21 protein-coding genes are annotated in these 23,646 nt (G+C 55.1%); 8 read left to right on the plus strand and 13 right to left on the minus strand.

Annotation, left to right across the window (positions count from 1 at the left end):
• Positions 1–645 (minus strand): DsbA family oxidoreductase, encoded by a 645-nt coding sequence (locus tag QWY83_RS13800; protein WP_249947110.1) that lies wholly within the window; start codon positions 643–645, stop codon positions 1–3.
• Positions 632–2,155: a class I adenylate-forming enzyme family protein gene (locus tag QWY83_RS13805; RefSeq protein WP_249947109.1), complete on the minus strand. Its 1,524-nt coding sequence runs from the start codon at positions 2,153–2,155 to the stop codon at positions 632–634. The genes QWY83_RS13800 and QWY83_RS13805 overlap by 14 nt, the downstream gene beginning before the upstream one ends.
• A 65-nt stretch (positions 2,156–2,220) precedes the next feature.
• On the opposite strand from QWY83_RS13805, the gene QWY83_RS13810 reads away from it, so the two are divergent.
• Positions 2,221–2,844, plus strand: a complete 624-nt coding sequence (locus QWY83_RS13810) for a helix-turn-helix domain-containing protein (RefSeq protein ID WP_067544937.1) — start codon at positions 2,221–2,223, stop codon at positions 2,842–2,844.
• Between the two features lie 143 nt (positions 2,845–2,987).
• On the opposite strand, the gene QWY83_RS13815 is transcribed toward QWY83_RS13810, so the two are convergent.
• Positions 2,988–4,805: an extracellular solute-binding protein gene (locus QWY83_RS13815; RefSeq protein WP_435404537.1), complete on the minus strand. Its 1,818-nt coding sequence runs from the start codon at positions 4,803–4,805 to the stop codon at positions 2,988–2,990.
• A 343-nt stretch (positions 4,806–5,148) separates the two neighbouring features.
• Between QWY83_RS13815 and QWY83_RS13820 the strand changes: the two genes are divergently transcribed.
• Together QWY83_RS13820 and QWY83_RS13825 are read left to right on the plus strand one after the other, a co-directional pair.
• Positions 5,149–5,922 carry a 3-hydroxybutyrate dehydrogenase gene (locus tag QWY83_RS13820; RefSeq protein ID WP_249947108.1) on the plus strand — a complete coding sequence of 258 codons (774 nt, stop codon included), beginning with the start codon at positions 5,149–5,151 and terminating at the stop codon, positions 5,920–5,922.
• Between the two features lie 115 nt (positions 5,923–6,037).
• On the plus strand, positions 6,038–7,072 hold the full coding sequence (locus QWY83_RS13825; protein ID WP_249947107.1) for a patatin-like phospholipase family protein: 1,035 nt from the start codon (positions 6,038–6,040) through the stop codon (positions 7,070–7,072).
• Here QWY83_RS13825 and QWY83_RS13830 read toward each other — a convergent pair.
• The 4 genes from QWY83_RS13830 to QWY83_RS13845 all read right to left on the minus strand — a co-directional run bounded on the left by QWY83_RS13830 (position 7,069) and on the right by QWY83_RS13845 (position 10,530).
• The gene (locus QWY83_RS13830; protein WP_249947198.1) at positions 7,069–7,767 is read right to left on the minus strand and encodes a DUF502 domain-containing protein; all 699 of its coding nucleotides are present in this window, start codon (positions 7,765–7,767) and stop codon (positions 7,069–7,071) included. The two genes, QWY83_RS13825 and QWY83_RS13830, sit on opposite strands and share 4 nt — an antisense overlap.
• 124 nt (positions 7,768–7,891) lie before the next feature.
• Positions 7,892–8,809 carry a pseudouridine-5'-phosphate glycosidase gene (locus QWY83_RS13835; RefSeq protein ID WP_249947106.1) on the minus strand — a complete coding sequence of 306 codons (918 nt, stop codon included), beginning with the start codon at positions 8,807–8,809 and terminating at the stop codon, positions 7,892–7,894.
• The gene (locus QWY83_RS13840; RefSeq protein WP_249947105.1) at positions 8,806–9,699 is read right to left on the minus strand and encodes a PfkB family carbohydrate kinase; all 894 of its coding nucleotides are present in this window, start codon (positions 9,697–9,699) and stop codon (positions 8,806–8,808) included. The genes QWY83_RS13835 and QWY83_RS13840 overlap by 4 nt, the downstream gene beginning before the upstream one ends.
• Before the next feature lie 36 nt (positions 9,700–9,735).
• On the minus strand, positions 9,736–10,530 hold the full coding sequence (locus QWY83_RS13845; RefSeq protein ID WP_249947104.1) for a DUF4198 domain-containing protein: 795 nt from the start codon (positions 10,528–10,530) through the stop codon (positions 9,736–9,738).
• On the opposite strand from QWY83_RS13845, the gene QWY83_RS13850 reads away from it, so the two are divergent.
• From QWY83_RS13850 to tsf, 3 genes are all read left to right on the plus strand, one after another.
• Positions 10,529–11,680, plus strand: a complete 1,152-nt coding sequence (locus QWY83_RS13850) for a HupE/UreJ family protein (protein ID WP_249947103.1) — start codon at positions 10,529–10,531, stop codon at positions 11,678–11,680. The two genes, QWY83_RS13845 and QWY83_RS13850, sit on opposite strands and share 2 nt — an antisense overlap.
• Positions 11,681–11,841: 161 nt before the next feature.
• Complete coding sequence (gene rpsB / locus QWY83_RS13855; protein WP_067544959.1) at positions 11,842–12,624, plus strand: 30S ribosomal protein S2; 783 nt, start codon at positions 11,842–11,844, stop codon at positions 12,622–12,624.
• Positions 12,625–12,702: 78 nt separating this feature from the next.
• A complete protein-coding gene (gene tsf / locus QWY83_RS13860) occupies positions 12,703–13,575 on the plus strand; it encodes a translation elongation factor Ts (RefSeq protein WP_249947102.1) in 873 nt (290 codons plus the stop codon).
• Positions 13,576–13,959: 384 nt separating this feature from the next.
• Here tsf and QWY83_RS13865 read toward each other — a convergent pair whose 3' ends face one another.
• On the minus strand, positions 13,960–14,712 hold the full coding sequence (locus QWY83_RS13865; protein ID WP_249947101.1) for a LuxR family transcriptional regulator: 753 nt from the start codon (positions 14,710–14,712) through the stop codon (positions 13,960–13,962).
• Positions 14,713–15,030: 318 nt separating this feature from the next.
• On the opposite strand from QWY83_RS13865, the gene QWY83_RS13870 reads away from it, so the two are divergent.
• Both QWY83_RS13870 and QWY83_RS13875 read left to right on the plus strand, forming a co-directional pair.
• The gene (locus tag QWY83_RS13870; RefSeq protein WP_249947100.1) at positions 15,031–16,695 is read left to right on the plus strand and encodes a GMC family oxidoreductase; all 1,665 of its coding nucleotides are present in this window, start codon (positions 15,031–15,033) and stop codon (positions 16,693–16,695) included.
• Between the two features lie 24 nt (positions 16,696–16,719).
• Positions 16,720–19,233: a CoA transferase gene (locus QWY83_RS13875; protein WP_249947099.1), complete on the plus strand. Its 2,514-nt coding sequence runs from the start codon at positions 16,720–16,722 to the stop codon at positions 19,231–19,233.
• Here QWY83_RS13875 and QWY83_RS13880 read toward each other — a convergent pair.
• From QWY83_RS13880 to pstB, 5 genes are all read right to left on the minus strand, one after another.
• The gene (locus QWY83_RS13880) at positions 19,230–20,147 is read right to left on the minus strand and encodes a LysR family transcriptional regulator (RefSeq protein WP_105235102.1); all 918 of its coding nucleotides are present in this window, start codon (positions 20,145–20,147) and stop codon (positions 19,230–19,232) included. The genes QWY83_RS13875 and QWY83_RS13880 overlap by 4 nt on opposite strands.
• Before the next feature lie 26 nt (positions 20,148–20,173).
• The gene (doeA, locus tag QWY83_RS13885; RefSeq protein WP_249947098.1) at positions 20,174–21,361 is read right to left on the minus strand and encodes an ectoine hydrolase DoeA; all 1,188 of its coding nucleotides are present in this window, start codon (positions 21,359–21,361) and stop codon (positions 20,174–20,176) included.
• 68 nt (positions 21,362–21,429) lie between these two features.
• A complete protein-coding gene (phoB, locus tag QWY83_RS13890) occupies positions 21,430–22,116 on the minus strand; it encodes a phosphate regulon transcriptional regulator PhoB (RefSeq protein ID WP_067544982.1) in 687 nt (228 codons plus the stop codon).
• Positions 22,116–22,826: a phosphate signaling complex protein PhoU gene (gene phoU, locus QWY83_RS13895; protein WP_249947097.1), complete on the minus strand. Its 711-nt coding sequence runs from the start codon at positions 22,824–22,826 to the stop codon at positions 22,116–22,118. Before phoU ends, phoB begins: the two co-directional genes overlap by 1 nt.
• Positions 22,827–22,838: 12 nt before the next feature.
• Entirely contained in the window at positions 22,839–23,600 is a 762-nt protein-coding gene (gene pstB, locus QWY83_RS13900) for a phosphate ABC transporter ATP-binding protein PstB (RefSeq protein ID WP_435404538.1), read from the minus strand.
• Positions 23,601–23,646: the final 46 nt, after the last annotated feature.

Raw genomic sequence — 23,646 nt, forward strand, 5'->3', positions numbered from 1 at the left:
TTATGCATCTGTTGCGATCATCTCTTTGATGTCAGCGATGACTTTCGACCACAGGTCGGTCGGTTGTGCGCCCGCGATAGCGTGTTGGCCGCCGACGATATAGGTCGGCACCGAACGGACACCCATTTCGCGGCTGTGCGCCTCGCGGTTAAGAATACTTTCCACATCTGAGTCCGACTTCAAAAGTCGTGCAATAACAGCCGCGTCCAGTCCGATGCTATCAGCGATATCGCAAAGGACCTCGGCGCTACCGATGTCTCGACCTTCGGTCCAGTAGGCCTTCAGCAGGGCAGACATGGCTGCCGTTTGACGGCCTTCGATCCCTGCCCAGAACACGAGGCGATGTGCGTCCAAGGTGTTCGGCGTGGTTTTCATGTCATCGAAATTGAACGTCACGCCAGCTTGATCCGCGTGTTTCTGCAGTTCGACATGAGCCGCGACTGCAGCGTCCTTGCTGCCAAAGATCCCTTCGAGGTACGCGGCGCGATCGACGCCGCCCTTGGGCAGTGCGGGGTTCAGCTGGAACGGGTGCCATTCAACGGTAAAGGGATGGTCTGGCGCTTGTTCTAGGGCACGGTCCAGATAGGCCTTGCCAATATAGCACCACGGGCATGACGGATCGGCGAAAATATCAAGCTTGACCATGTGTGGCCTCCCAATCGGCGCGCAAGTTGCGGCGCAGTAGTTTGTTGTTTGCGCCACGCGGTAACACAGAGACACGCACAAAGATACGAGGGCATTTATAGCGAGCAATTCGCGAGGCCGCAAAAGCCGCGAGCGCGTCAGTGTCGATCTCTTTGGCGCTGGTGTAAAAAGCGGCGATCACGGTTGTGTCGGCTTTGACGGTGACTTCGCTCGCGGCGACCTCGTGGATGTCGGGGTGCGTGGCGAGGGCTTCTTCGACTTCGACAGGCGAGACGCGATAGCCGCCTGCGTTCATCATATCGTCCGCGCGGCCCTCATATGTGATGGCGCCATCCTCTGACATTCGACCAACATCGCCCGTGAGGAACCAATCGCCGACAAATCGCGCTGCGGTTTCTTCGGGTTGATCGAGGTAGCCGATCATCAACCCGAGATCGGATTTGTGAACTGCGATGGTGCCTGCCGTGCCGATAGGCGCAGGGCCGTTTTCATCGATCAAAGCGATCCGTCGACCTGTCTGAGGGAAACCGAGTGTTCCAGTGGGCGCAGGGCGCGACGGGGAACTCGATAGGAACGTCGAACATTCGGACATGCCGTAAGCTTCGTAGAGTTTGGAGCCTGTCGCGGCGGTCCACGCCTTACGAAGGCTTTCGGGCAGTTTTTCGCCCGCGGAAAACCCGTGTCTGAGGGTCGACATGGCAGGAATCTCAGAGCGCAACATTTGACGATACACACCCGGTGCTGCGGCGATTAGTGTTGCCTTATGTGCTGTGATGAGCGCGGGGAGGTCCGTAGGTTTCGTCCCGTTTGCCGGGATGAGGGCCGTTGCACCAGCTGCCCAAGGGTCCATGAGCCCCGTGCCCAGCGTATAGGTCCAGTTGAATGCGCCTGCGTGCATCAGGCGGTCTGTCGGACGCAAATCATACCAGCCCGTCCACATCATTTGACGCGCCCAGACTGCGCGGTGGGCGTGAACGACGGCACGAGGTTTTCCAGAGGTGCCAGAGGTGTAGATGATATAGGCGGGTCGATCAGACGGTCCGAAATCAAACGGCGCAGGGGCGAGGCTGTGAAACGCCTCCAGTTCTGACGCCATCAGGATAGGAGCGGAGTGATCGGGGAGGGCGATCCCGTCATCGGCAACGATGAGGGCTGGGTCAATCTCTTTTGCGATCTTGCCGATCTCTGTCGCGGTGAGCTGCGAGGAGGTCGGGACAGGAATGAGCCCGACGGCAATGGACGCCAGATAGCAAATCGGGAACTCGGGCGTATTGCCCAAGCGCATCAAAACGCGGTCACCAACGGTCAATCCTTTGGCCAGAAGTCCAGCCGCGACGCCACGGATTGCGGTTTCTAGATCCGCAAAAGTCCATTCCTCGGATGTGTTTTCGCTGATCACAGAGAGGGCGACCTTGTCGGGCGTTGCACGGCCAGCCTGCAGGACGTGGTCGGCCATATTGAACGGCTCAGGACAGGCAGTGAAAGGGCTGGTGTCGATTTCGCTAATCATGTGACATCGCTAGAAGGGCTTTGAGGTCATTGCAAGCATATCAATCAAAGCCGTATACAGACGCCATGACAAAAAACGACAATACGAGCCTCATCCGCATTGCCCGCGAAAGCGGCGAAACTGAATCGGCACTGCCTCTCGATTTAGGGGTGCGGGTTCGTGAGTTGCGCAAAGAACGGGATTGGACGCTTGAGCAAGCGGCCCAACAGGCGGGGCTTGCGCGGTCGACCTTGTCAAAGATTGAAAACGGGCAAATGTCACCGACCTATGACGCACTTAAAAAGCTCGCTGTCGGGTTGGGAATTTCCGTGCCTCAGTTGTTCACGCCGCCCAGTCGGACTCAGGTCAATGGCCGCATGGTCATGACACGTGGTGGCGAAGGTGGTGCGCATATCACCGCAACCTATGAACATGAGATGCTGGCGGATCAGTTGACCAAAAAGCAAATGCTGCCGTATCGCGCTCGTGTCCGAGCACGCAGCATGGATGAGTTCGACGGTTGGGTGCGCCACGATGGCGAAGAGTTTTTGTATGTGCTGACGGGCACGGTCAAACTATTCACCGAATTTTACGAGCCTGTTGAGATGAAACGCGGCGATAGCGCCTACTACGATGCGTCAATGGGGCATAACGTTGTGTCGACCAGCCCCGAAGATGCATTGATCCTTTGGGTCACTTCGCTCGCCTAATGAAAAGGGCCGGCGAGCCGGCCCGAATTTCAGCTTAGAACCACGTTTGAACCGTGCGTGCACCGCCTGCGATATCTTCGCCGACGCCTGCAACCGTGTTGCAGCCAGCGAGAGCCAGAAGCGTCGCAGCGACTAGGACGGCCTTAGTCTTCATGCCACCAGACATCCGGTTGCCAGCCTGGCCAGTCGCCAAAGATGGGCATTTCTGCGGGGTAGTGGAGGTCTTTGTCATGCGCAATCCGTGTGATGTTCCATTGGTAGATCGGTAGGACGTATCGCCCCGAAGTGAGGACGCGGTCAAGTGCCCGTACTGCCGCTACAAAATCGTCTTGGCTCTCTGAGGTCAAGAGATGCCCGATTAAGGCGTCTACAGCTTCGGACTTTACGCCCATGAGGTTACGCCCGCCTTGGGTGTCAGCATATTCAGAGCCGTAGTAGGCGTATTGTTCGTTGCCAGGCGAGAGTGACAGGCCACGTCGGTAATAGGTCACATCGAAATCATAGGTGCCGTTGCGTTCTGCAAACTGGGCGCTGTCGACGTTTGTCACTTTGGCCTGAACCCCGACCCGCTGGAGGGCTTGGACATACATATCGGCGATGGCTTCGATTTCGCTTGCGCCTGTTTGGATCAGGATTTCGAATTCAAAGGCCTGACCGTCAGCATCGCGTAGAACGCCGTCAGCACCGGGCGTCCAACCAGCTTCTTCGAACATGGCGAGAGCTGCGCGCACTCCACGACGGTTAAACTCACTGCCATCACTTACGGGCAGTTCGTATCCGTCAATCGCACCAGGCAGGAGGCTATCTGCGAAGGGTTCTAGGAACTCACGAACGCGGCCCTCAGCGGGACCATTTCTCATCCCGAGCGGCGAGTTTGAATAATAAGAGGTAATGCGCGGCTGGCTGCCACCTGTCATCGCCTCGTTGATGAATTCAAAGTTGAACACCTGCAGCATCGCATCACGCACGCGCCAATCGTCGAACGGGGCGCGGCGGGTGTTCATCACAAAGCCTGTCATCCCAGAAGGACGTTCGTGTGTCAGGACGGCCTTTACCACGTCGCCGTCTTGAACGCGGGGGAAGTCGTATTGGGTGTCCCAGCGGGCCTCGTTGAATTCACGGGTGAAGTTGACTTCGCCTGTTTTGAACGCCTCAAACGCTGGGGTTTCGTCGCCGAAGAATTCAATGCGCAGAGTGTCAAAGTTCGCTGTGCCACGGCGGAACGGGACATCCTTGCCCCAATAATCAGGGTTTCGGGTCAATTCGACGTAACGGCCCATCTCATAATCGGTGATCACGTAAGGCGATGATGTGATCGGGATCATGTCTGGCCCATCGTTGGCAAAATCGACGCCTTCGAACTGGGCCTTTTGCAAGATCGGACGCAGACCCGCGAGTAGGGCGAGTTCGCGGTCTTCGGTATTGAAGGTCAGGCGGACGGTGCGGTCACCCTTTGCTTCAATGCTCTCGACCTTTGACCAGAAGCCACGGTAGCGACCATTGCCGACCGTGCCGAGCGTTTCAAAGGACCATATCACATCGTCAACAGTGACAGGACTTCCGTCCGAGAATGCAGCCTCTGGACGCAAGGTGAACTCGACCCATTCGCGGTTCGGCCCTGTCTCAATGCTTTCGGCCAGAAGTCCGTAAAGAGAGAAAGGTTCATCCAAAGACCGCCCCATCAGGCTTTCACCCGCGAGGTAGCTGATCTGCCAAGGAACCTTGCCGCTGTCGGTATAGGGATTGAGGCTGTCAAAGCTGCCGACCTCGGCAGTGATCATAGCGCCACCCTTTGGCGCATCTGTATTGGCATAGGGAAGGGAGATGAAGCCATCCGCCAATGCAGGTTCCCCATACATCGAAATGCCATGCATTGGTTCTGCAAACGCAAAGGTGGAGGCGAACAAAAGCGGAAGCGCGGTCAGCGACTGGCGCAAGTTCCTGAAAAACACTGGTCTCATTTCGATAACAATCCCCCGTTGGCCTGTATTGTTTGAATCAAACCGTATCTAGGGTTCTGATCCTTTTCAAACTTTTAGCTTGGATAGTGGCAATGGATTGCTTATAAAGAAGACACTGCTCGATAGGTTTCTTGCCTGTATGAAACCTGCCTCAATGACTTAACGCCGGCCTTGTGCCGGCGTTTTTTTCTTGGGCTTTCCCGCAAATGTGATCCTGCGTGACCCTCTTAGGAATCGGTTCCCATTTGGGGCGATTCTTTTGCGTTTGGCTGGAAGATTCGTTGAATTATTTTGCAGTTGCAGCATTATGGTGCCCAACGAGTAATCGAATAGGGGACTATCTATGTCACTCAAAGGTAAGACCGCCGTCGTCACAGGTTCAAACTCTGGTATCGGTCTGGGCGTTGCGCGCGAACTCGCCAAGGCGGGTGCGGACATTGTTTTGAACTCGTTTACGGACCGTCCTGAGGATCACGACCTTGCGGCCTCTATGGCGGCGGAGTTCGGGGTGTCCGTGCGATACATACAGGCAGACATGTCCAAAGGCGAAGACTGTCGTGCCCTGATCGAAAAAGCAGGCGTCTGCGATATCCTAGTGAACAACGCGGGTATTCAATATGTGTCACCGATTGATGAGTTCCCAGTTGAGAAATGGGATGCGATCATTGCGATCAATATGAATTCTGCATTCCACACAACGGCTGCTGCATTGCCGATGATGCGTCAGGCGGGTTGGGGGCGCGTGGTGAACATCGCGTCTGCGCATGGCCTGACCGCATCGCCCTTTAAGTCGGCCTATGTTGCCGCCAAACACGGTGTAGTCGGTATGACCAAGGTGATCGCTCTCGAGACCGCGCAAGAAGACATCACATGTAATGCCATTTGCCCAGGCTACGTACTGACGCCGTTGGTCGAACAGCAAATCCCAGCGACGGCGAAGGAATACAACCTGACCGAAGAAGAAGCGGTGGCTCAGGTTATTCTCTCGCGCCAGCCATCTAAACAGTTTGCGACCACGGAACAAATCGGCGGGACGGCTGTGTTCCTGTGTTCGGATGCTGCGGCCCAAATCACTGGCACGACAATTAGCGTCGATGGCGGCTGGACTGCGCTGTAAGTGAACGATTGGCGCCCATTGGGGCGCCAGTTGACCCCCCGACGGGACATTTGTCGGGAAAGTTTCTGTACTAGAGCGGCTTATTTTTCGCTGCTTGCTGCATCATTGGGGAATTATGACCTATAAAATCAATCTTGCCCTGCAGGGCGGGGGCGCTCATGGCGCTTTTACGTGGGGTGTGTTGGATCGTTTGCTCGACGAGAGCGACGTTGAGGTCGCGGCAATTTCAGGCACATCCGCGGGAGCACTAAACGGAGCTGCGTTTAAAGCTGGCTTTGTGAATGGTGGCCGAGAAGGCGCTCGTGAGAGCCTAAATTGGGTGTGGCGTCAGGTTGGGGCTGTCACGGACACAAACCTTGCTAAATGGATTGCGCCCTTTGCGCCTGCGACTGAACTTTACACCCAAGCGTTGACCTATTCTCCTGCCTATTTTTGGTGGGATACTGCGGCGCGTGCTTTGTCGCCATATGCCTTTGGCGGAGTGATTAAGAACCCGCTGGAACGCGTTATTCGTGAATTGGAATGGGACGCCGTGTGTGCGTCCGACGGGCCTGAGCTGCATGTGTGTGCGACGAACGTGAGGACGGGCAAAATCAGAGTGTTCAAGGACGATGAGGTGACGACGAAGGCAATCCTCGCGTCGGCATGTTTGCCCACCTTGTTCGAGGCCGTTGAAATCGATGATCCACAAACAGGCAAGACAGAAGCCTATTGGGACGGCGGATATACGGGGAATCCTGCTCTTTTTCCGCTATTTCCCAACCACTTGCCAGACGACATTGTGATCGTGAACATCAACCCATTGTATCGCGATACGGTGCCGCAAGACAGCCAATCCATTCAGAACCGTATCAATGAAATCAGCTTTAACACCTCGCTCTTGCGCGAGTTGCGGGCGATCAATTTTGTAAAACGGTTGATTGCGGACGGCTCGGTCAAAAAGGGTCGGATGAAAGACGTGAACGTTCATCTGATCGAAGACGATGCCTTGATGACGGAACTTAGCGTTGCGACCAAGATGATCGCGATGCCTGTCATCCTGTCACGCCTAAAAGAAGCTGGACGTCTGGCGATGGATGACTTCTTGCGCAATCACAAACACACCATCGGAAAATCGAGCAGTTTCGACTTGGCGGGTATGTTTGATTAAGGTTTTTCCGTTGGTTTCGTGTCCGAGGGGATGACCTTTTTATCGTTCGGATACACGAGGCCTGCAGAGATCACTAATTTGGCGGCATCTTCGACCGACATGTCGAGGTAGGTGATATCCGATTCAGGCACGAACAACAGGAACCCTGATGTGGGGTTTGGTGTGGTCGGCAAGAATACCGTCATGATCTTGTCGTCGCTTTTCACCTTTGTTGCGATTTCACCTTTGGCTTTGATCGAGATGAAGCCGACAGCCCAAATGCCTTTGCGCGGGTATTCGATCATACAGGCGCGATCAAAGCTGGTTTCAGTTTGGGCAAAAACGGTTTCAGCGAGCTGTTTCGCGCCATTGTAGATCGAGCGTACGACGGGCATCCGCGATACAAGCCCTTCGCCCCAGCTGATAAAGCTGCGGCCAATCAGGCCTTTTGCGACCCAGCCGGTGAGGATCGTGACTATAAAGAAAAGCACGACACCGAGGCCACGGACGTTAATCGTGATGTGGTCAGGGCTTAGTGGATTTGGGTCACCGAACCAACGGTTGATCAGTGCTTCTGGATGGTAGGATCCAGGGACAAACGGCCAAACAAAACCATCAACCCAGCCCACGACCGTCCAGATGAGCCAAGCGGTCAAACCGATCGGGGCGATCACAACGAGACCCGCAAGGAAATTGTTGCGTAGGCCGCTGATCATGGAGTGGCGGCGCTTGGGTGGTTCGATGTGGGAGAATTCGTTCACGATTAAGCCGATCGGTTAAGTCAGTGTGATAAGTAGGGTCTGGGCGAATGCTCTGCAATCGCCCAAACACTCGAATACCTCACTTATGTGTCAGTTCGTGCAGAGCTGCTGCAATTTTGGCCGCCAAACGCGCATTATTTTGCACGAGTGCGATGTTAGCGGTCAGGCTGCGGCCTTCGGTCATTTGATACATCCGATCAAGGAGGAACGGCGTGACCTCTTTGGCGGTGATGCCTTGAGCCTCGGCTTCCTTCAGCGCAGCCTCGATCACCGGTGCGAGTTCGGAGGCAGCAATTTCAGCCTCAACTGGGATTGGGTTGGCGACGAGTTGTCCACCTGGCAGGTCGAGTAGGCCGCGCATTTGGTGTGCGCGGGCAATATCTTCGGCGCTGTCCATACGCAGTGGTGCGGGAATGCCTGAGGTACGGGACCAAAATGCTGGCAGTTCGTCTTGACCATAGGCAATCACGGGGACGCCATAGGTTTCCAAGACCTCAAAGGTTTTCGGCAGGTCGAGAATGGCTTTGGCGCCAGCAGCCACAACGGTCACGGGCGTCTGGGCGAGTTCGGGCAAGTCAGCCGAGATGTCAAAGGTTTGATCGGCACCGCGGTGTACGCCACCGATCCCGCCCGTTGCAAAAACACTGATGCCTGCGTGGTGGGCAGCGATCATCGTCGCGGCAACTGTCGTCGCACCCGTGCCACCAGACGCGAGGCATGCGGCAATGTCGGCGCGGCTGAGTTTGGCGACGCCGTCAGCTTGACCAAACATCTCGAGCTGCGCGTCATCCAGGCCGATGCAAAGAACCCCGTCGATCACCGCGATTGTGGCTGGCGCTGCGCCGTTTTCGCGGACCTCGGCCTCTACCAGTCGGGCGGTTTCGACGTTTTGCGGATAGGGCATGCCTTGGCTGATGATCGTGCTCTCGAGCGCTACAATCGGCGTGCCGAGCTTCATGGCCTCAGAGACTTCGGGGGAAAAGGACATGGGGATCATCGAGGGAGTTCTCCTGAAACGTAAGTTGCGGCGGCGGAAAGGGCGCGATGTAGCGCCTCTTCACGGTCTGCGCCAGCGTGTTCGGCAGCGATATGCGCGGCCATAAATGTATCGCCAGCACCCGTCACACGGGTAACGAGCACTTGAGGCGGGGTTTGTGTAAGGACGCTATCGCCAGTGGCCTCGGATGCGGATTTTCCGCCATCGGTCACAAGAACCCGTTTCGCACCGCGTGCGATTAGACCTCTGGCGCCGTCTTCGGAGGTTTCAAAGGTTTGACGACATAAGAGGCCAGCCTCTTCGAGGTTCACGTAAAGCGTGGCTGATGGATGGCCGAGGAGCGCCAAGAGGCGATCGGCCTTGCCGGGGCTTGCGGGGGCAACACGGAGGTCTGCAGCAGCAAAAAGCGGCGAGACGGCGATATCCCGCAGCAGGTCTACCGTCAGGTTGCCGTCGAGGGCGACAGGTCCAGCGTAGGGGGCCTCTGCGGTTCCAAGTGCGCCGTTCGACAACGGTCGAAGAATTTTTTCGCCTGCTTGTTCCAAGGAATGCGCATCGGCAATCGCAGCGATCAGGCCGTTCGCACCTTCGATAGCCATATAGGTGTCGGTCGGCAAATCCTCGGAGCGATAGACGTGATCGGTCAGGATGCCCATCCGCTGACATTCGCCAACCAGTTCTTCGCCTTCGTTATCGCGGCCAATGGCGGTGAGTAGGGTGGGTGTCATCCCAAAACGGGTGAGCGTCATCGCGATATTCATCGCAACGCCGCCAGGAATACGAGTGATGCGGCCCGGGACGTCTGACCCGACGCGCATGACCACTGAGGACCGTCCGATCACGTCCCAGAGGACCGACCCGATGCATAAGATGTCAGCTTTGGTTTTCATACGCCTGTCATGACGCGGCTACGCTGCCGCTGCAAGCTATTCTGGAACCGCAAAGGTGAGGTTGGCCCAGAGCGTTTCATAAACGGCCTCGGTCTGATCATCTTCGGACGGTTCTCGGATCACAACGGCATCCAGCATGTAAGCGTGACCCGCAGTGACGGGCAGGGTTACAATCCCTTGGTCATCGGTGCGGAGCCGCTCAATCGTCACGGTGCCATCTGGTGCTTTGTCAAAAACTTCAACCTGCTCGTTGGCGCGGACATCGTTGTGGTAGAACAGCTGAGCGGCAAAGCCGTTAGACAGATCATCAGTGTAAGGGTTCATGAGGGCGACGACTTCGGTCTCTAGCCCCACACGTCGATCCGTTCCCGCTGCGTCTGCGACGCCGACGAGTGACTTGGAAAACCGTATGTAGGTTTCTTTGAAGTTGGTGTCGGGGATACCGCGGGCATCGTGATCGGCCCGTTCAATCCCCAGATCTTTGTGTTCGACAAATCGGGCGAACTTTTCCCAGTTTTCGTAATTCAACAGCGTGGGCGTAGACTGATACACGAGAATTTGGAGCCCATCAGTTGGTGCATCCATGGCAAGGGCAGGGCGGTCGCCAGCGCGGCCGGCTACTTCGGTTTCGAGGTCAAGGCTAATCACTTCAAACCGTTCGAAACGTTGGGGAAGGTAGACCAAATTGGGGCCTTCAAAGTTTTGTCCGTTGACAATATTCGCTTCAATTCTACCCTGACTACTCACCTGATAGGCGAGCGGTTCGAGCCAAAGCTCGTGGGACAACGCTGGAGTTGCCAGCAAGAGCAGAGCGAGTGAGGCAATACGCATGATCAAATCCTTAATAGGCCTAGTAAAGGTGATCTTTGCTGGTGTTCTGTCAACTCTCGTTTCGGTGATGATCGAAGCACCGACCGCCCAAGCACACGAGGTTCAACCCGCTGTTGCGGACTTGGCCTTCGTTGATGGGCGGATCGAACTGACTTTGGAGATGAACCTAGAGGGTGTTCTGGCTGGCATCGACCTCGGTTCCGTTCTTGATACGAACGAAGCGCCAGAGGCGGCACGGTATGATGCTCTGCATGCTTTGTCGGGCGCGGATCTAGAGAGTGAATTCGCGGCCGCGTGGCCAGAGTTTTCGGAAGGCATTGGTCTTTCCGTAGATGGGGCATCTGTGCCTCTAGAGTTGGCCGCTGTAGCTGCCCCTGAGGTCGAAAATCCAGACGTTCCTCGTCTATCGACAGTGAAGATTTTTGCCGATGTTGGGGTAGGGGCGAATGAGGCCACTTTTGAATGGGCGTCGAATTACGGGACGATTGTTCTGCGTCAAATCGGAGTGGACGAACCCTACACGGGATACCTCGTTGGCGGCGAAAATTCTGGACCGATCCCTCTTGGCGGTGGTGGTGCTTTGCCGATTTGGCAAACCTTTGTCAGCTACATTCCAACAGGCTTTGCCCACATCGTGCCGATGGGCTTGGATCATATCCTATTCGTGCTCGGCCTGTTTTTCCTCTCGACCCGCATGAGGCCGCTTCTGTGGCAGGTGTCCGCATTTACGGCGGCACATACGATTACGCTTGCTTTGGCGTCGTTGGGTTATGTTGCTGTGCCCGGATCAATTGTTGAACCGCTGATCGCGGCGTCGATTGCATATGTGGCGATTGAAAACATCTTTATGAAAGGTCAGTTGACGCCGTGGCGACCTTTCCTGATCTTTGGGTTCGGGTTATTGCATGGCCTCGGCTTTGCGTCTGTGCTTGAGGAATTTGGTCTGCCGCAACATGGTTTTGTTGCTGCTCTGATCGGATTTAATATTGGCGTCGAACTGGGCCAGTTGTTCGTCATCGCCGTAGCCTTCCTCGCGGTCGGTCTGTGGTTCGGGAATAAGCCGTGGTATCGCCGTGTGATCGCAGTTCCAGCGTCAGCTGCGATTGCGATGATGGGGATTTGGTGGGTGATTGAGCGCACCATTCTATAACATTTGTAAAACGGGTTGCGTCTTGGGTGAGCGTGGTATAGACGCGCACCACTTCAACTCCGCAGGCGGGGGCGGGTGCTGTGGGGAGAAATCCCATATCATCCTCCGGTTGGACGAATGTCTGATCCCCCGCTGAGGCTAAACCGGTAAGGAATAACGACATGGCTCTTCCAGAGTTCACCATGCGTCAGCTGCTTGAAGCTGGCGTTCACTTCGGCCACCAGAAACAGCGCTGGAACCCGAAGATGCAGAAATACATCTACGGTTCGCGCAACGGCATCCACATTTTCGACCTAACTCAGACTGTTCCGATGCTGGACCAAGCTCTGAACGTCATCCGTGACACCGTTGCCAAAGGCGGCCGCGTTCTCTTTGTTGGCACCAAGCGTCAGGCTCAGAAGCCTGTTGCTGAAGCTGCAGAGAAATGCGCTCAGTACTACATGAACCACCGTTGGCTCGGCGGCACTCTGACCAACTGGCAGACTGTTTCGCAGTCGATCAACCGTCTGAAAGCAATCGACGAATCCGCAGAGCGCGGCTTTGAAGGCCTGACCAAGAAAGAGCGTCTGAACGCTGAACGCGAGCAGGCGAAACTGCAAGCGTCGCTCGGCGGTATCCGCGAAATGGGCGGCATTCCGGACCTGATGGTCGTTATCGACGTAAACAAAGAAGACCTGGCTATCCTCGAAGCAAACAAACTGGGTATTCCGGTTGTTGGCATCGTTGACACCAACTCTTCGCCAGATGGCGTTGACTACGTTGTTCCGGGCAACGACGACGCTGCACGCGCTATCGCTCTCTACTGCGATCTGGCTGCACGCGCTGCTCTGGACGGCATGTCCGCTCAGATGGCTAAAGCTGGCTTTGACCTCGGCGCCGTTGAAGAAATGGCTGAAGAAGTTCTGGCTGATGAAGCTGCTGCAGCTGCGGCTGCTGCAAACTAATCGCGGCACTGTCGCAATATCGTTACCGGGCGCTTGCTATCTCGGCGCCCGGACACCCAAATTTGCAGGAGATGTGAAATGGCTATCACCGCAGCTATGGTGAAAGAACTGCGCGAGTCGACCGGCGCAGGCATGATGGACGCTAAAAAAGCGTTGACCGAAACTGATGGCGACATGGAAGCAGCCGTAGACTGGCTCCGCACCAAAGGCCTCGCGAAAGCCGCGAAAAAAGCTGACCGTACTGCTGCTGAAGGCCTCGTTGCTGTTGCAGTAGCTGGCGGCAAAGGCGTTGCGATCGAAGTTAACTCTGAGACCGACTTCGTTGCTAAAAACGCAGAATTCCAAGGCATGGTTACCGCAATCGCGGGTGCTGCTCTGACCGTTTCTGACGTTGATGCGCTCAAAGCAGCTGAAATCAAGGGCAAATCCGTTGAGTCGACTGTTACCGACGCAATCGCGAAAATTGGTGAGAACTTGACCCTGCGCCGCATGGCTGTAATCGAAGGCGCTTCTGTTGTGACCTACGTTCACAACGCTGCTGCGGACGGCATGGGCAAAATCGGTGTTCTGGTTGCTCTTTCGGGCGAGAACGAAGCATTCGGTAAGCAAGTTGCAATGCACATCGCTGCAGCGTCGCCTGCTGCACTCAGCGAAGCGGACATGGATCCGGCTCTCGTTGAAAAAGAGCGCTCTGTTCAGATCGAAATCGCACGTGAATCCGGCAAGCCGGACGCAGTGATCGAGAAGATGATCGTTGGCCGTATGGCTAAATTTGTTGCTGAATCGACACTGCTGGGCCAAGCGTTCGTTGTGAACCCTGACCTGACCGTCGAAGCCGCCGCTAAAGAAGCTGGCGTTGAAGTTACTGGCTTCATCCGCATGGCTGTTGGCGAAGGCATCGAAAAAGAAGTTAGCGACTTCGCAGCTGAAGTTGCTGCAATGAACAAATAATTCTGCTTTAGCAGTTTTAGGGAAGGGGCCTGCCAATTTTGGCGGGCCTTTTTCGTTTTAGCCCCTGAGACTAAAACAAAAAAGCGGCGCGACATCGGGAGAACGTCGCGCCGCAAAATCATGCAGATATCAGGATGGGATGGACACCCACATGCTTTTTATGAGCTGGACCATCAAGGCAAACCTTAACACCCCAGCAACCGGTTAAACCGGAACGATACGGTTATCCTGACAATTAACAGGGGTTCCGCATCGCTTTGTCCCAGGCCCAAGGCCACCACTCACGGACAATTGTAGGTAACCGTAAAAGTTTAGAGGCGAAAAGTACGGTAAACCTGACCTTTAACTTAGTATCAGTCGTATACTTTGCGCGTTTAGGTTGTTTTAGGGGTCTATCACAAACATTTGGTTGAAAAATGCAGCCTTTAGAACGGCTTGTGCGGTGGTGTCGACGTCGAGATTGTCGCGTGCTAGGCGCAAATGTTTCTCAACTGTTGCCGCCGTAAGGCCCATAATCTGTGCAATATCTTGGGTCGTTTTTCCGTCACCGACCCATTCGAGAACCTCGCGCTGACGTTTTGTCAGAGGTCGCGCATGGGAGTAGGGTAGGGTCATTAACTTGAGATAAGCTACATTGTTAATGAGAACGATTTTGCGGCCATGTTCGGCCCAAATTCGATCCACATCAGCTTGGCTTAGGCCTTTGCGTCCAGTCAGCGCAATGGCGCCTTTGGTCCGAGCGGAAATGGAACTGAAACTGATCGTGTAGCCAGCGACAACATCCATCGATCGATTAAACTCTAACGCTGCGATTTCTGCGGCGCTCAGTTCGCCTGCAGCGATCCGATCATGGAGCCAAGACCAGCTACAGGCGCCTTCATTTTCCAGCGCCCAGCGAACCATCGGAGCGTTGAAATACAAACCTTCATCGATGAAGTGCCGCATGTATTCTGGCGACTGATTGGTCAGCAGAACCCAGTCGAGTGGATCGCCCAAAGAATGTTCGGTCCGATACCGCGTGTACCCAAAAATCAAACGATCAAAGCCGTATCCCGCCATGGCTTCAGTCATCAAGCTCCAAAGAACGTCAACGCGCGGAGCGTTCGTGATTTCTTCGAGGAGACGAATAAAGTTCATTATATGGACGTTCTGATGTGATCTTTGTCGCTAAAGTAGATATCATTGTAAGATGACCTGTCCAAGACTTACTTCTTGACACATATATTAGCATAATACTGATTATGCACCTTTTATGCTGACGCAAATGACACTTCTAGATTTTGAAAAGCATGGTCTCTTTTTCATGCCCTACAGCTCAATCAGAGATGTAAGTATCTGATCTTAAGTGTTTATAAATTCCTTTGATATCCTCTCGTGCAAGATTTCATTGGGAGTTGATCCTCTGTTTAGCTACCCTCGTCCCGATCAAATACGCGACGGGAGGCGCTGAATTTCATGAGCACTACGACCTTTGACTATGTCGTTGTTGGCGCTGGGACAGCTGGATGTCTTCTTGCGAACCGTCTTTCTGCTAACCCAAAGAACCGTGTTCTACTCCTCGAAGCTGGTAAAAAAGACAATTACCCGTGGATACATATTCCTGTCGGCTATCTATATTGCATCGGTAACCCTCGGACGGATTGGCTTTTTAATACCGAAGCCGAAGCTGGTTTGAACGGTCGGTCGTTGCGGTATCCGCGCGGTAAGACGCTCGGCGGATGTTCGTCGATCAACGGTATGATCTACATGCGCGGTCAAGCACGCGACTACGACAATTGGGCGGACCTTACGGGTGATGACGATTGGTCGTGGGAAAACACCCTGCCCGCTTTCAAGGCTCATGAAAATCACTACAAATTGGACGATGACGCAGATCCTGCAGATGGCGACAATGGGCGTTTTTCCGATTTGCACGGTCATGGTGGTGAATGGCGTATCGAAAAACAGCGATTGAGATGGGATATCCTCGATAGTTTTGCTGAAGCTGCTGAACAATCTGGTGTGCGCCGCACCGAAGATTTTAACACTGGTGACAATGAAGGTGTTGGATATTTCGAAGTAAATCAACGCTCTGGCTGGCGTTGGAATAGTTCCAAGGCGTTTCTGCGGCCAGCGTCTAAGCGACCAAATCTAGCCATTTGGACTGAGGCTCAGGTCGAGAAACTCACCTTTGAGACCGATGCTAATGGTCAGTTGAAATGCACCGGCGCGGTTGTGAACCGCAAAGGTGCTCAGGTGACTGTCGCTGCTAATAAAGAAGTCGTTTTGTCCGCTGGCGCAATCGGTTCGCCGCAAATTCTGATGTTGTCAGGTGTCGGCCCCGCCGAAGAACTAACCGCGAATGGCATACCTGTTGTTGCCAATGTTCAAGGTGTCGGTCGCAACCTCCAAGATCACCTTCAAATCCGTACCGTGTTCAAAATAGAAGGCGCTAAGACGCTGAATACGCTTGCGAATAGTTTGATTGGCAAGGCGATGTTCGGGCTGGAATATGCGCTAAAACGCACTGGCCCAATGAGCATGTCGCCGTCTCAACTTGGGGCGTTCACGCGGTCCGATGCATCCCGCACCCATGCCAACTTGCAGTATCATGTGCAACCGCTGAGCCTCGATGCATTTGGTGATCCGTTGCACGATTTTCCAGCCTTCACGGCGAGTGTCTGTAACCTTAACCCGACCTCGACAGGCAGCGTTACGCTTCGATCTGCTAACCCGTTTGACGCGCCGAAAATTGCGCCCAACTACCTCTCAACTGAAGAGGACCGTTTGGTCGCAGCAGAGAGTATTCGTCAGGTCCGTAATATCGTGGCGCAGCCTGCTTTGGCCAAATACAAACCCGTCGAATGGAAACCGGGTCCTCAGTTCCAAACGGACGAGGAATTGGCCCGCCTTGCTGGTGACATCGCCAGCACGATTTTCCATCCTGTTGGCACCACCAAAATGGGACGCGCGGACGATGATATGGCGGTTGTTGATAGCCGTTTGCACGTCAAAGGTATCAAGGGCTTACGCGTTGCAGATGCGGGCGTGATGCCAAAGATCACGTCGGGCAATACGAATTCGCCAACGCTGATGATTGCTGAAAAAGCGGCGGGATATATCCTTGCCGATGCACACTAACACCCCCTTTTCAGGATTTCGGAAATGACCATCCCTTCCCGTGACACGCTCCCTCTCGCCGGAGTTAAAGTCATTGATTTTGGACAATATATCGCTGGCCCCGCGGTTGCGATGATCCTTGGCGATCTGGGGGCTACGGTGGTGCATATCGACCCGCCCGGTGGTCCGATGTGGCAGAGCCCCGCGAACGCGACCCTGAACCGCAACAAGATGATCGTAACGATCGATCTGAAGTCTGCCGAGGGTGTCGAACAGGCCAAAGCGCTGATCGCGGAAGCTGATATCGTGGTCGAAAATTTCCGTCCGGGGAAACTGGCGAACCTCGGCATTGATTTCGCGGAATTGCGCCAGTCACAGCCTGACCTGATCACCGTGTCGATTCCCGGTTTTGCGTCAGCGGACGAAGAACGTCGTGAGTTGCGCGCTTACGAAAGCGTCATAGCGGCGAGTTCGGGCGTGTTTACGGATATGGGGCTGAACCGTGTTCTGATGGGCGTGAACCCTTCGTTCTCTCCCCTACCCCTCGCCTCGTCCTACGGTGCGATGATGGCGGCCTCTGCTGCGGTTTTGGCGCTTCAGGCACGGGAACGTACGGGGTTGGGTGATCAGATCGAGGTGCCGTTGGCGAGCGCGGTTATGGAAGGCCTGTGCTACAACTCGATCAAGATCGACGGTTTGCCCGAACGCTATATCACTCAGCGCGAACAAGAGATCACCCGTCGTCGGACCGAAGGCCTGCCGATGAATGTGACCTATGAAGAGCTGCAGGAGCTCCTTGACCCATTCTACCGCAGCTACCTCTGCAAGGACGGTCGGATGTTCTATGTCGTCTGTCCGAGCCATAAGACCCACGCGAAACGGTGTCTGCAGACGCTGGGTATCTATGACGATCTTGTCGCCGAAGGCCTTCAGGAAGAAGACGATACCTACAAGCCCACCAGCGAATGGTCGTCCGACGTGTCACTGGGTGTTTATCCGCTCCCGAAATTCTGGGCGGATAAGATCGCGGCTAAGATGAAAGAAGTGTTCATCACGCGAACCGCCAAAGAGTGGGAACGCATTTTTGGTCGCAACAAATTCCCCGGTGCGCCGCAACGCTGGTTGCAGGAATGGATCAATGACGACCACGCGGAAACCTCTGGGCTTATGATCGACGTTGAGGATCCTGAATACGGAATGATGATCCAACCTGGACCTGTCGTCTGGTTAGAGGAAAGCGGTGAAGCCGCGCTCTATCCGATCCCACGCCGTTGGGTCGATGTAAGCAGTGCCCTTGCCCAGTTAAAGAAACAACGCACCAAACTGCCGCGTGTGACCGATCCGAACGATCGGTCTGGCTGGCTCGAAGGTGTCCGCGTTCTCGACCTTTGCAACGTGATCGCAGGCCCGCATTCGGTGAGCTATCTGGCACGGTTTGGCGCTGAGGTGATCAAGCTTGATCCATCGAAGCCTATGTACGACGCGTGGAACACGGTGATTTTTGGCATGTCGCACATGCGCGGCAAGAAGTCAGTTCTGACAGACATCACGTCCGAACATGGTCGCAAGGTATTTGAGAACCTCGTGCGGTCCGTCGATGTGATCGTTTGGAACGCGCCAGACAACCAGATCAAAGCGATGGGATTGGACGCGGATAACCTCGCGCGGCTGAACCCCGATGCGATCTTCTGCAAGCTCGACTGTTTCAGCGGCGTGCGTCGTGGCCCTCGGACGGATTATGTGGGCTACGATGACCTCGTGCAGGCGACGACGGGTATTATGTTGCGCTTTGGTGGGCTGATGAGCGAACCAGAGGAACATGCGCACGTTGGTACGATTGACGTGATGTGTGGGTTTGGCGGCGCATTGGGCGTCGCGACAGCCCTGTATCAAAAACTGAAGACGGGCAAAACGGGTCGCGGTCGTACATCGCTTTCTGCGAACAGCGGTCTGCTGCAGGTGCCGTTCTGCTATGACTACACTGGGCGTGGTCTGTTCGATGAACCGTCAGGGCGGTATGTAAACGGCTACGATGCCTTGTCGCGGTTCTATTACACGGCGTCAGGGGAATACCTCCTGCTCTCAACCTACGAGAAAGACATTGGACGCCTAGAAGCGATCGAGGCTTTCGCGGGACTGTCCGCCCTGCCCCATGAGGAACGCGAAGGGTTCCTTGCTGGCGTGTTTGCCAATGATACCTCTGCGGCATGGCTAGAAGTGTTGCGGGCGAATGATATTGGCGCGGCGGTCTGTGACAACATCGACGCCTTGCGCGCGGCCTACGTTCGGACGCCTGATGGCACTCCGGGCATTGATCGCGGCAGCTATTCGTTCTCGGTCTATGAGGACCACCCGAGCGGCCATACGGTCACACAGCTCGATCCATTTGCCGTTCGCCCCACTCGTAGTGCTGTGAATATGATGGATCCTGCCGAAAAATACGGGGCCTCAACGCGGTCGGTCTTGCTTGAGCTTGGCTATAACGAGACCGACATCGATGTGATGTTGCAAAACGGATCGATCAGCGAAACGTGGAGCAAAGAATATCTGCCGAGTTAAGTCGGCCAAACGTCGTCAATGGCTTCAAAGGCAAGTTGAACAACTGGATCATCGCGGCGCTGCGCAAGGCAGAGAAAGCTCAGCGATGTATCCAGTCGTTTGCCCGTCAGGATGGTGACGTTGCCGGACTGGGCCTCACGGAGTGCAATGGATTCACGCGCGAGGCTGAGGCCAACCCCCGTGCGCACCATTGCGAGCATGGACGATTCCTGATCGACCTGTGCGACTTGGTTTTGGCGCAAACCCATTCGGTCAAAAACTTTTGTCAGCAAACGGTTATGAACCGATGCTGGTGGTGTCCCGATCCACGGCAACGCAGCCAGTTCGCGCCAATCGTAGTCTTTGGCCGATCCTAAGAGCGCAGGTGGCGCCACCACGCAATACGTCAGCGTAGATAGGTGACGCACGTGGAACTGTTCGGCGTCCGCTGGCTGATCCAAGTCACCGAGGTAAAATCCGACATCCAAGGTGTCGTTCCGCAGATAGTCCAGCACTTCACCACTGATCCCATGCCGAAGTGAGGTCGAAACCCCTGGCCCAACCTGCAACATCTGCTGCAAAAACGCGCCCAAACGGGTGAATTCAGGGTCGATGATGGTGCCCACGCGCAAGGTGCCCTGAAGATGGGTCCGCATCGTTTGAAGGAGACGGTTGAAGTCCTGGACCGAGCCTAGAACCTGTTCGGCCTTCGTCGCCAATAGCGCCCCGTCTTTCGTAAGTTCTAGCCCCGTCGCGGTTCGTTTGAACAAAACGAGGCCGCTCAATTGACCCAGCTTGCGCAGTTGGAAACTCACCGCAGGTTGGGAGAGGTTCAGGATGTCTGCGGCACGTGTGACGTTCCCCTCACGGGCAACGACGACAAGTGCGCGCAGCAGTTTTAGGTCATGGACGGCAAGTCGTTCAACATCGCTCATCGCCGCCCTCCTCTGTGTTGCACCGATTACGACTTGATAACGATACCGCTAGGGGTTTTGCAAAGAAGTTCGTGACCAGTTTCGGTGATAACAATCGGTTCGGTCGTTTCAATACCACCGTCGTCAAGCCAAAGCGCAGGCATAAAGTGGAACGTCATCCCCGGGCGTAGAACCGTTTTATCGCCCGCGCGGAACGACATCGTGCGTTCGCCCCAATCCGGCGGATAGCTCAGGCCGATGGCGTAGCCGCAACGACTGTCTTTGACAAAACCGAGCTTGTTGAGCGTCTGGTTAAAGGCGTTAGCAACGTCTTCGCAGCGGTTGCCCGGTTTCGCTTGTTCGAGGGCAGCTGCAGTAGCTTCAGTCACCGCATGTTCTGCGTCGATGAACTTTTGCGGCATGGTGCCAAAGAACAGCGTACGGGATTGCGGGCAGTGATAGCGGCGGTGAACGCCAGCAATTTCAAAGAACGTCGTTTCACCTGTCCGCAGCGGTGTATCATCCCAGGTCAGGTGTGGTGCGGTCGCGTCTAGGCCAGACGGTGCCATGGGCACGATTGCAGGATAGTCGCCCCAGTGGCCGCCGACGCCTTTGATCGCGGTATGGTAAATTTCGGCAACCAGATGGTGCTTTGGCATACCTGGTTCGGCGACTTCGGCGATACGCGCGTGCATGGCTTGAACTATTTCGGCGGCACGGCGCATGTAGGTCAGTTCGGTCGGGCTTTTGATTGCGCGCTGCCAGTTCACGAGGCCTGTCGTATCGACGAAAGTCGCCTTTGGCAGACCTTTGATTAATGATCCATAGGCTGCAGCGCTGAAATAGTAGTTGTCCATTTCGACGCCGACGCGACCTTCGTCCCAGCCATAGCCCGCTATGACCCGTGACAGGTCTTCCATCGGATGTTTGTCAGGGTTCTGAACGTAGCTGTCTTCATAGCCAAAGATATTGTCTTCGTGCATGAAAACGGTGCGCAATGCGCCTGCTGCGTCCATACCGCGACCCCACCAAATGGGTTCGCCTTCTAAGCCGAGGATCACGGCCTGATGAACGTAGAACGACCAGCCATCGTACCCCGTGAGCCAAGCCATATTGGATGGGTCGGAGACGATGATCGTATCAACGCCAGCGGCTTCCATCGCCGCGCGGGTTTTCTCAATACGATCCCAGTATTCTGAATCGGCAAACGATGGGCTTGTGCGCGTGCTTGGCATAGGGAAACCTTTCGAAGTGGTTTCCCTACGCTACGCGATTAATTTGCGTTTAAAAGCCCAAAAACGGCTTAGCCCAGGGCGTATCCGGCACCGCGAACGGTGCGTACTGGGTCATTACCACCATGGGCGGTAAGCGCTTTTCTTAGTCGCCCAACGTGCACGTCAACGGTGCGAGTATCGACGTAGATATCGCGTCCCCAAACACGGTCCAGCAGTTGATCACGCGACCAAACACGCCCCGGTTTTTCAATGAAGGTCGACAAGAGACGAAACTCTGTCGGGCCGAGTTTCAACTGTTCACCATCACGGGTGACGCGATGGGTTTCACTGTCGAGTTGGATATCCTCGAACACCATAACCTGCCCAGCCATTGTTGGACGGGAACGGCGGAGCTGCGACCGAACGCGAGCCAGCAGCTCTGTCACCGAATAGGGTTTGGTCACATAGTCGTCGGCACCTGTTTCCAGACCGCGAACCTTGTCGCCTTCCTCTGACCGCGCAGAGAGCATGATGACAGGGATTTCACGTGTCTCGGGGCGTGTTTTCACCTGACGGCAAACCTCGATCCCAGAGACGTTCGGAAGCATCCAGTCCAGAACGATTACATCGGGAAGCTCTTCGCTGATCATCAGCAGTGCTTCTTCGCCATTTACTGCGAAAGACACCGTGTAACCTTCTGATTCGAGGTTATATTTCAGAACCTCACGTTGCGCGGGTTCATCTTCGACGACGAGAACAAGGGGTTGCTGAGCCATTAATCAACCTTGGAAATATACGAGGTACTATCAGCTTTGGGACGGCTATCTTCGGGCAGTTCACCTGTCACCAAATAGATGACTTGTTCAGCCATATTGGTCACCAGATCGCCCATGCGTTCGATGTTCTTCGCGATGAAATGCAGGTGCATACAGGCGGTGATGTTACGCGGGTCTTCCATCATGAACGTGAGGAATTCGCGGAACATGGCGTTATACATCTGGTCGACGTCGTGGTCGTGTTCACGGACCTGCTCAGCCAGTTTCGCGTCGCGTTGAATGTAGGCATCCAAAACGTTACGCAGCATGCCTTCGACTTCACGGGCCATACGGCGCAGGGACGCGTCGGGGCCTGGGATTTCGCGCATCTCGACCAGAACATTGGTGCGTTTCGCCATGTTCTTTGCGTAGTCGCCGATACGCTCTAGGCTGCCTGCCAGTTTGAGCGTGGTCAGAACGGTGCGCAGGTCTTTGGACACGGGCGCACGCAGGGCGATACAACGTGCCGCTTCTTCGTTGATGCGAAGTTCCAGCTCGTCGATAGCTTTATCATTAGCGCGGACTTTCGCCGCCAATTCTACGTCGCGGGTTTCTAGCGACTGTGCGCCGTCGAGAATTGCAGCCTCAACGAGGCCACCCATTTTCATAACCAAAGCTTGAATGGCTTCGAGGTCGCGGTCGTAGGCGGATAGGATGTGTTGATCACTCATTATGTGCGCTCCTTAGCCAATGCGGCCGGAAATGTAGCTCTCGGTGCGGGGATCAACCGGATTGGTAAAGATCTGACCCGTCTCGCCGTATTCAACGAGGTTACCGAGGTGGAAGAAGGCGGTCTTTTGGCTCACCCGTGCAGCTTGCTGCATCGAGTGGGTTACGATCACGACCGAGAAGTTGGACCGAAGTTCGTCGATCAATTCCTCAACCTGCGCTGTCGCAATCGGGTCGAGTGCCGAACAAGGTTCGTCCATCAACAGGACTTCAGGCTGTGTCGCTACAGCACGTGCAATACACAGACGCTGCTGCTGACCACCAGAAAGCCCAGTGCCCGGAGCATCAAGACGATCCTTGACCTCATTCCACAGCGCCGCACGCTTTAGCGAACTTTCGACGATCTCATCGAGGTCGGTCTTGTTCTTCGCGAGGCCATGAATACGAGGGCCATAGGCGATATTGTCATAGATCGACTTGGGGAACGGGTTCGGCTTTTGAAACACCATGCCGACCTTTGCACGCAGTTGCACAGGGTCCACGCGTTTGTCGTAGATGTCTTCGCCGTCCAAGAGGATGTCGCCTTCCACACGGCAAATATCGATGGTGTCGTTCATCCGGTTCAGCGAACGCAAGAACGTGGATTTACCGCAACCCGACGGGCCGATGAACGCAGTCACGGTTTTATCCGCGATATCAACATTCACGTCTTTGATGGCATGCGTGGTTCCGTAGTAGACCTGCACGTTGCGGGCCGAAAATTTGATGTCCTTCATGTCCACCGCTCTATCTATTAGTCGCATATCGTTCATGGTTTTAGAC

The sequence above is a fragment of the Marivivens donghaensis genome, from assembly GCF_030410045.1.
In the GTDB taxonomy this organism is placed as follows: Bacteria; Pseudomonadota; Alphaproteobacteria; order Rhodobacterales; family Rhodobacteraceae; genus Marivivens; species Marivivens donghaensis.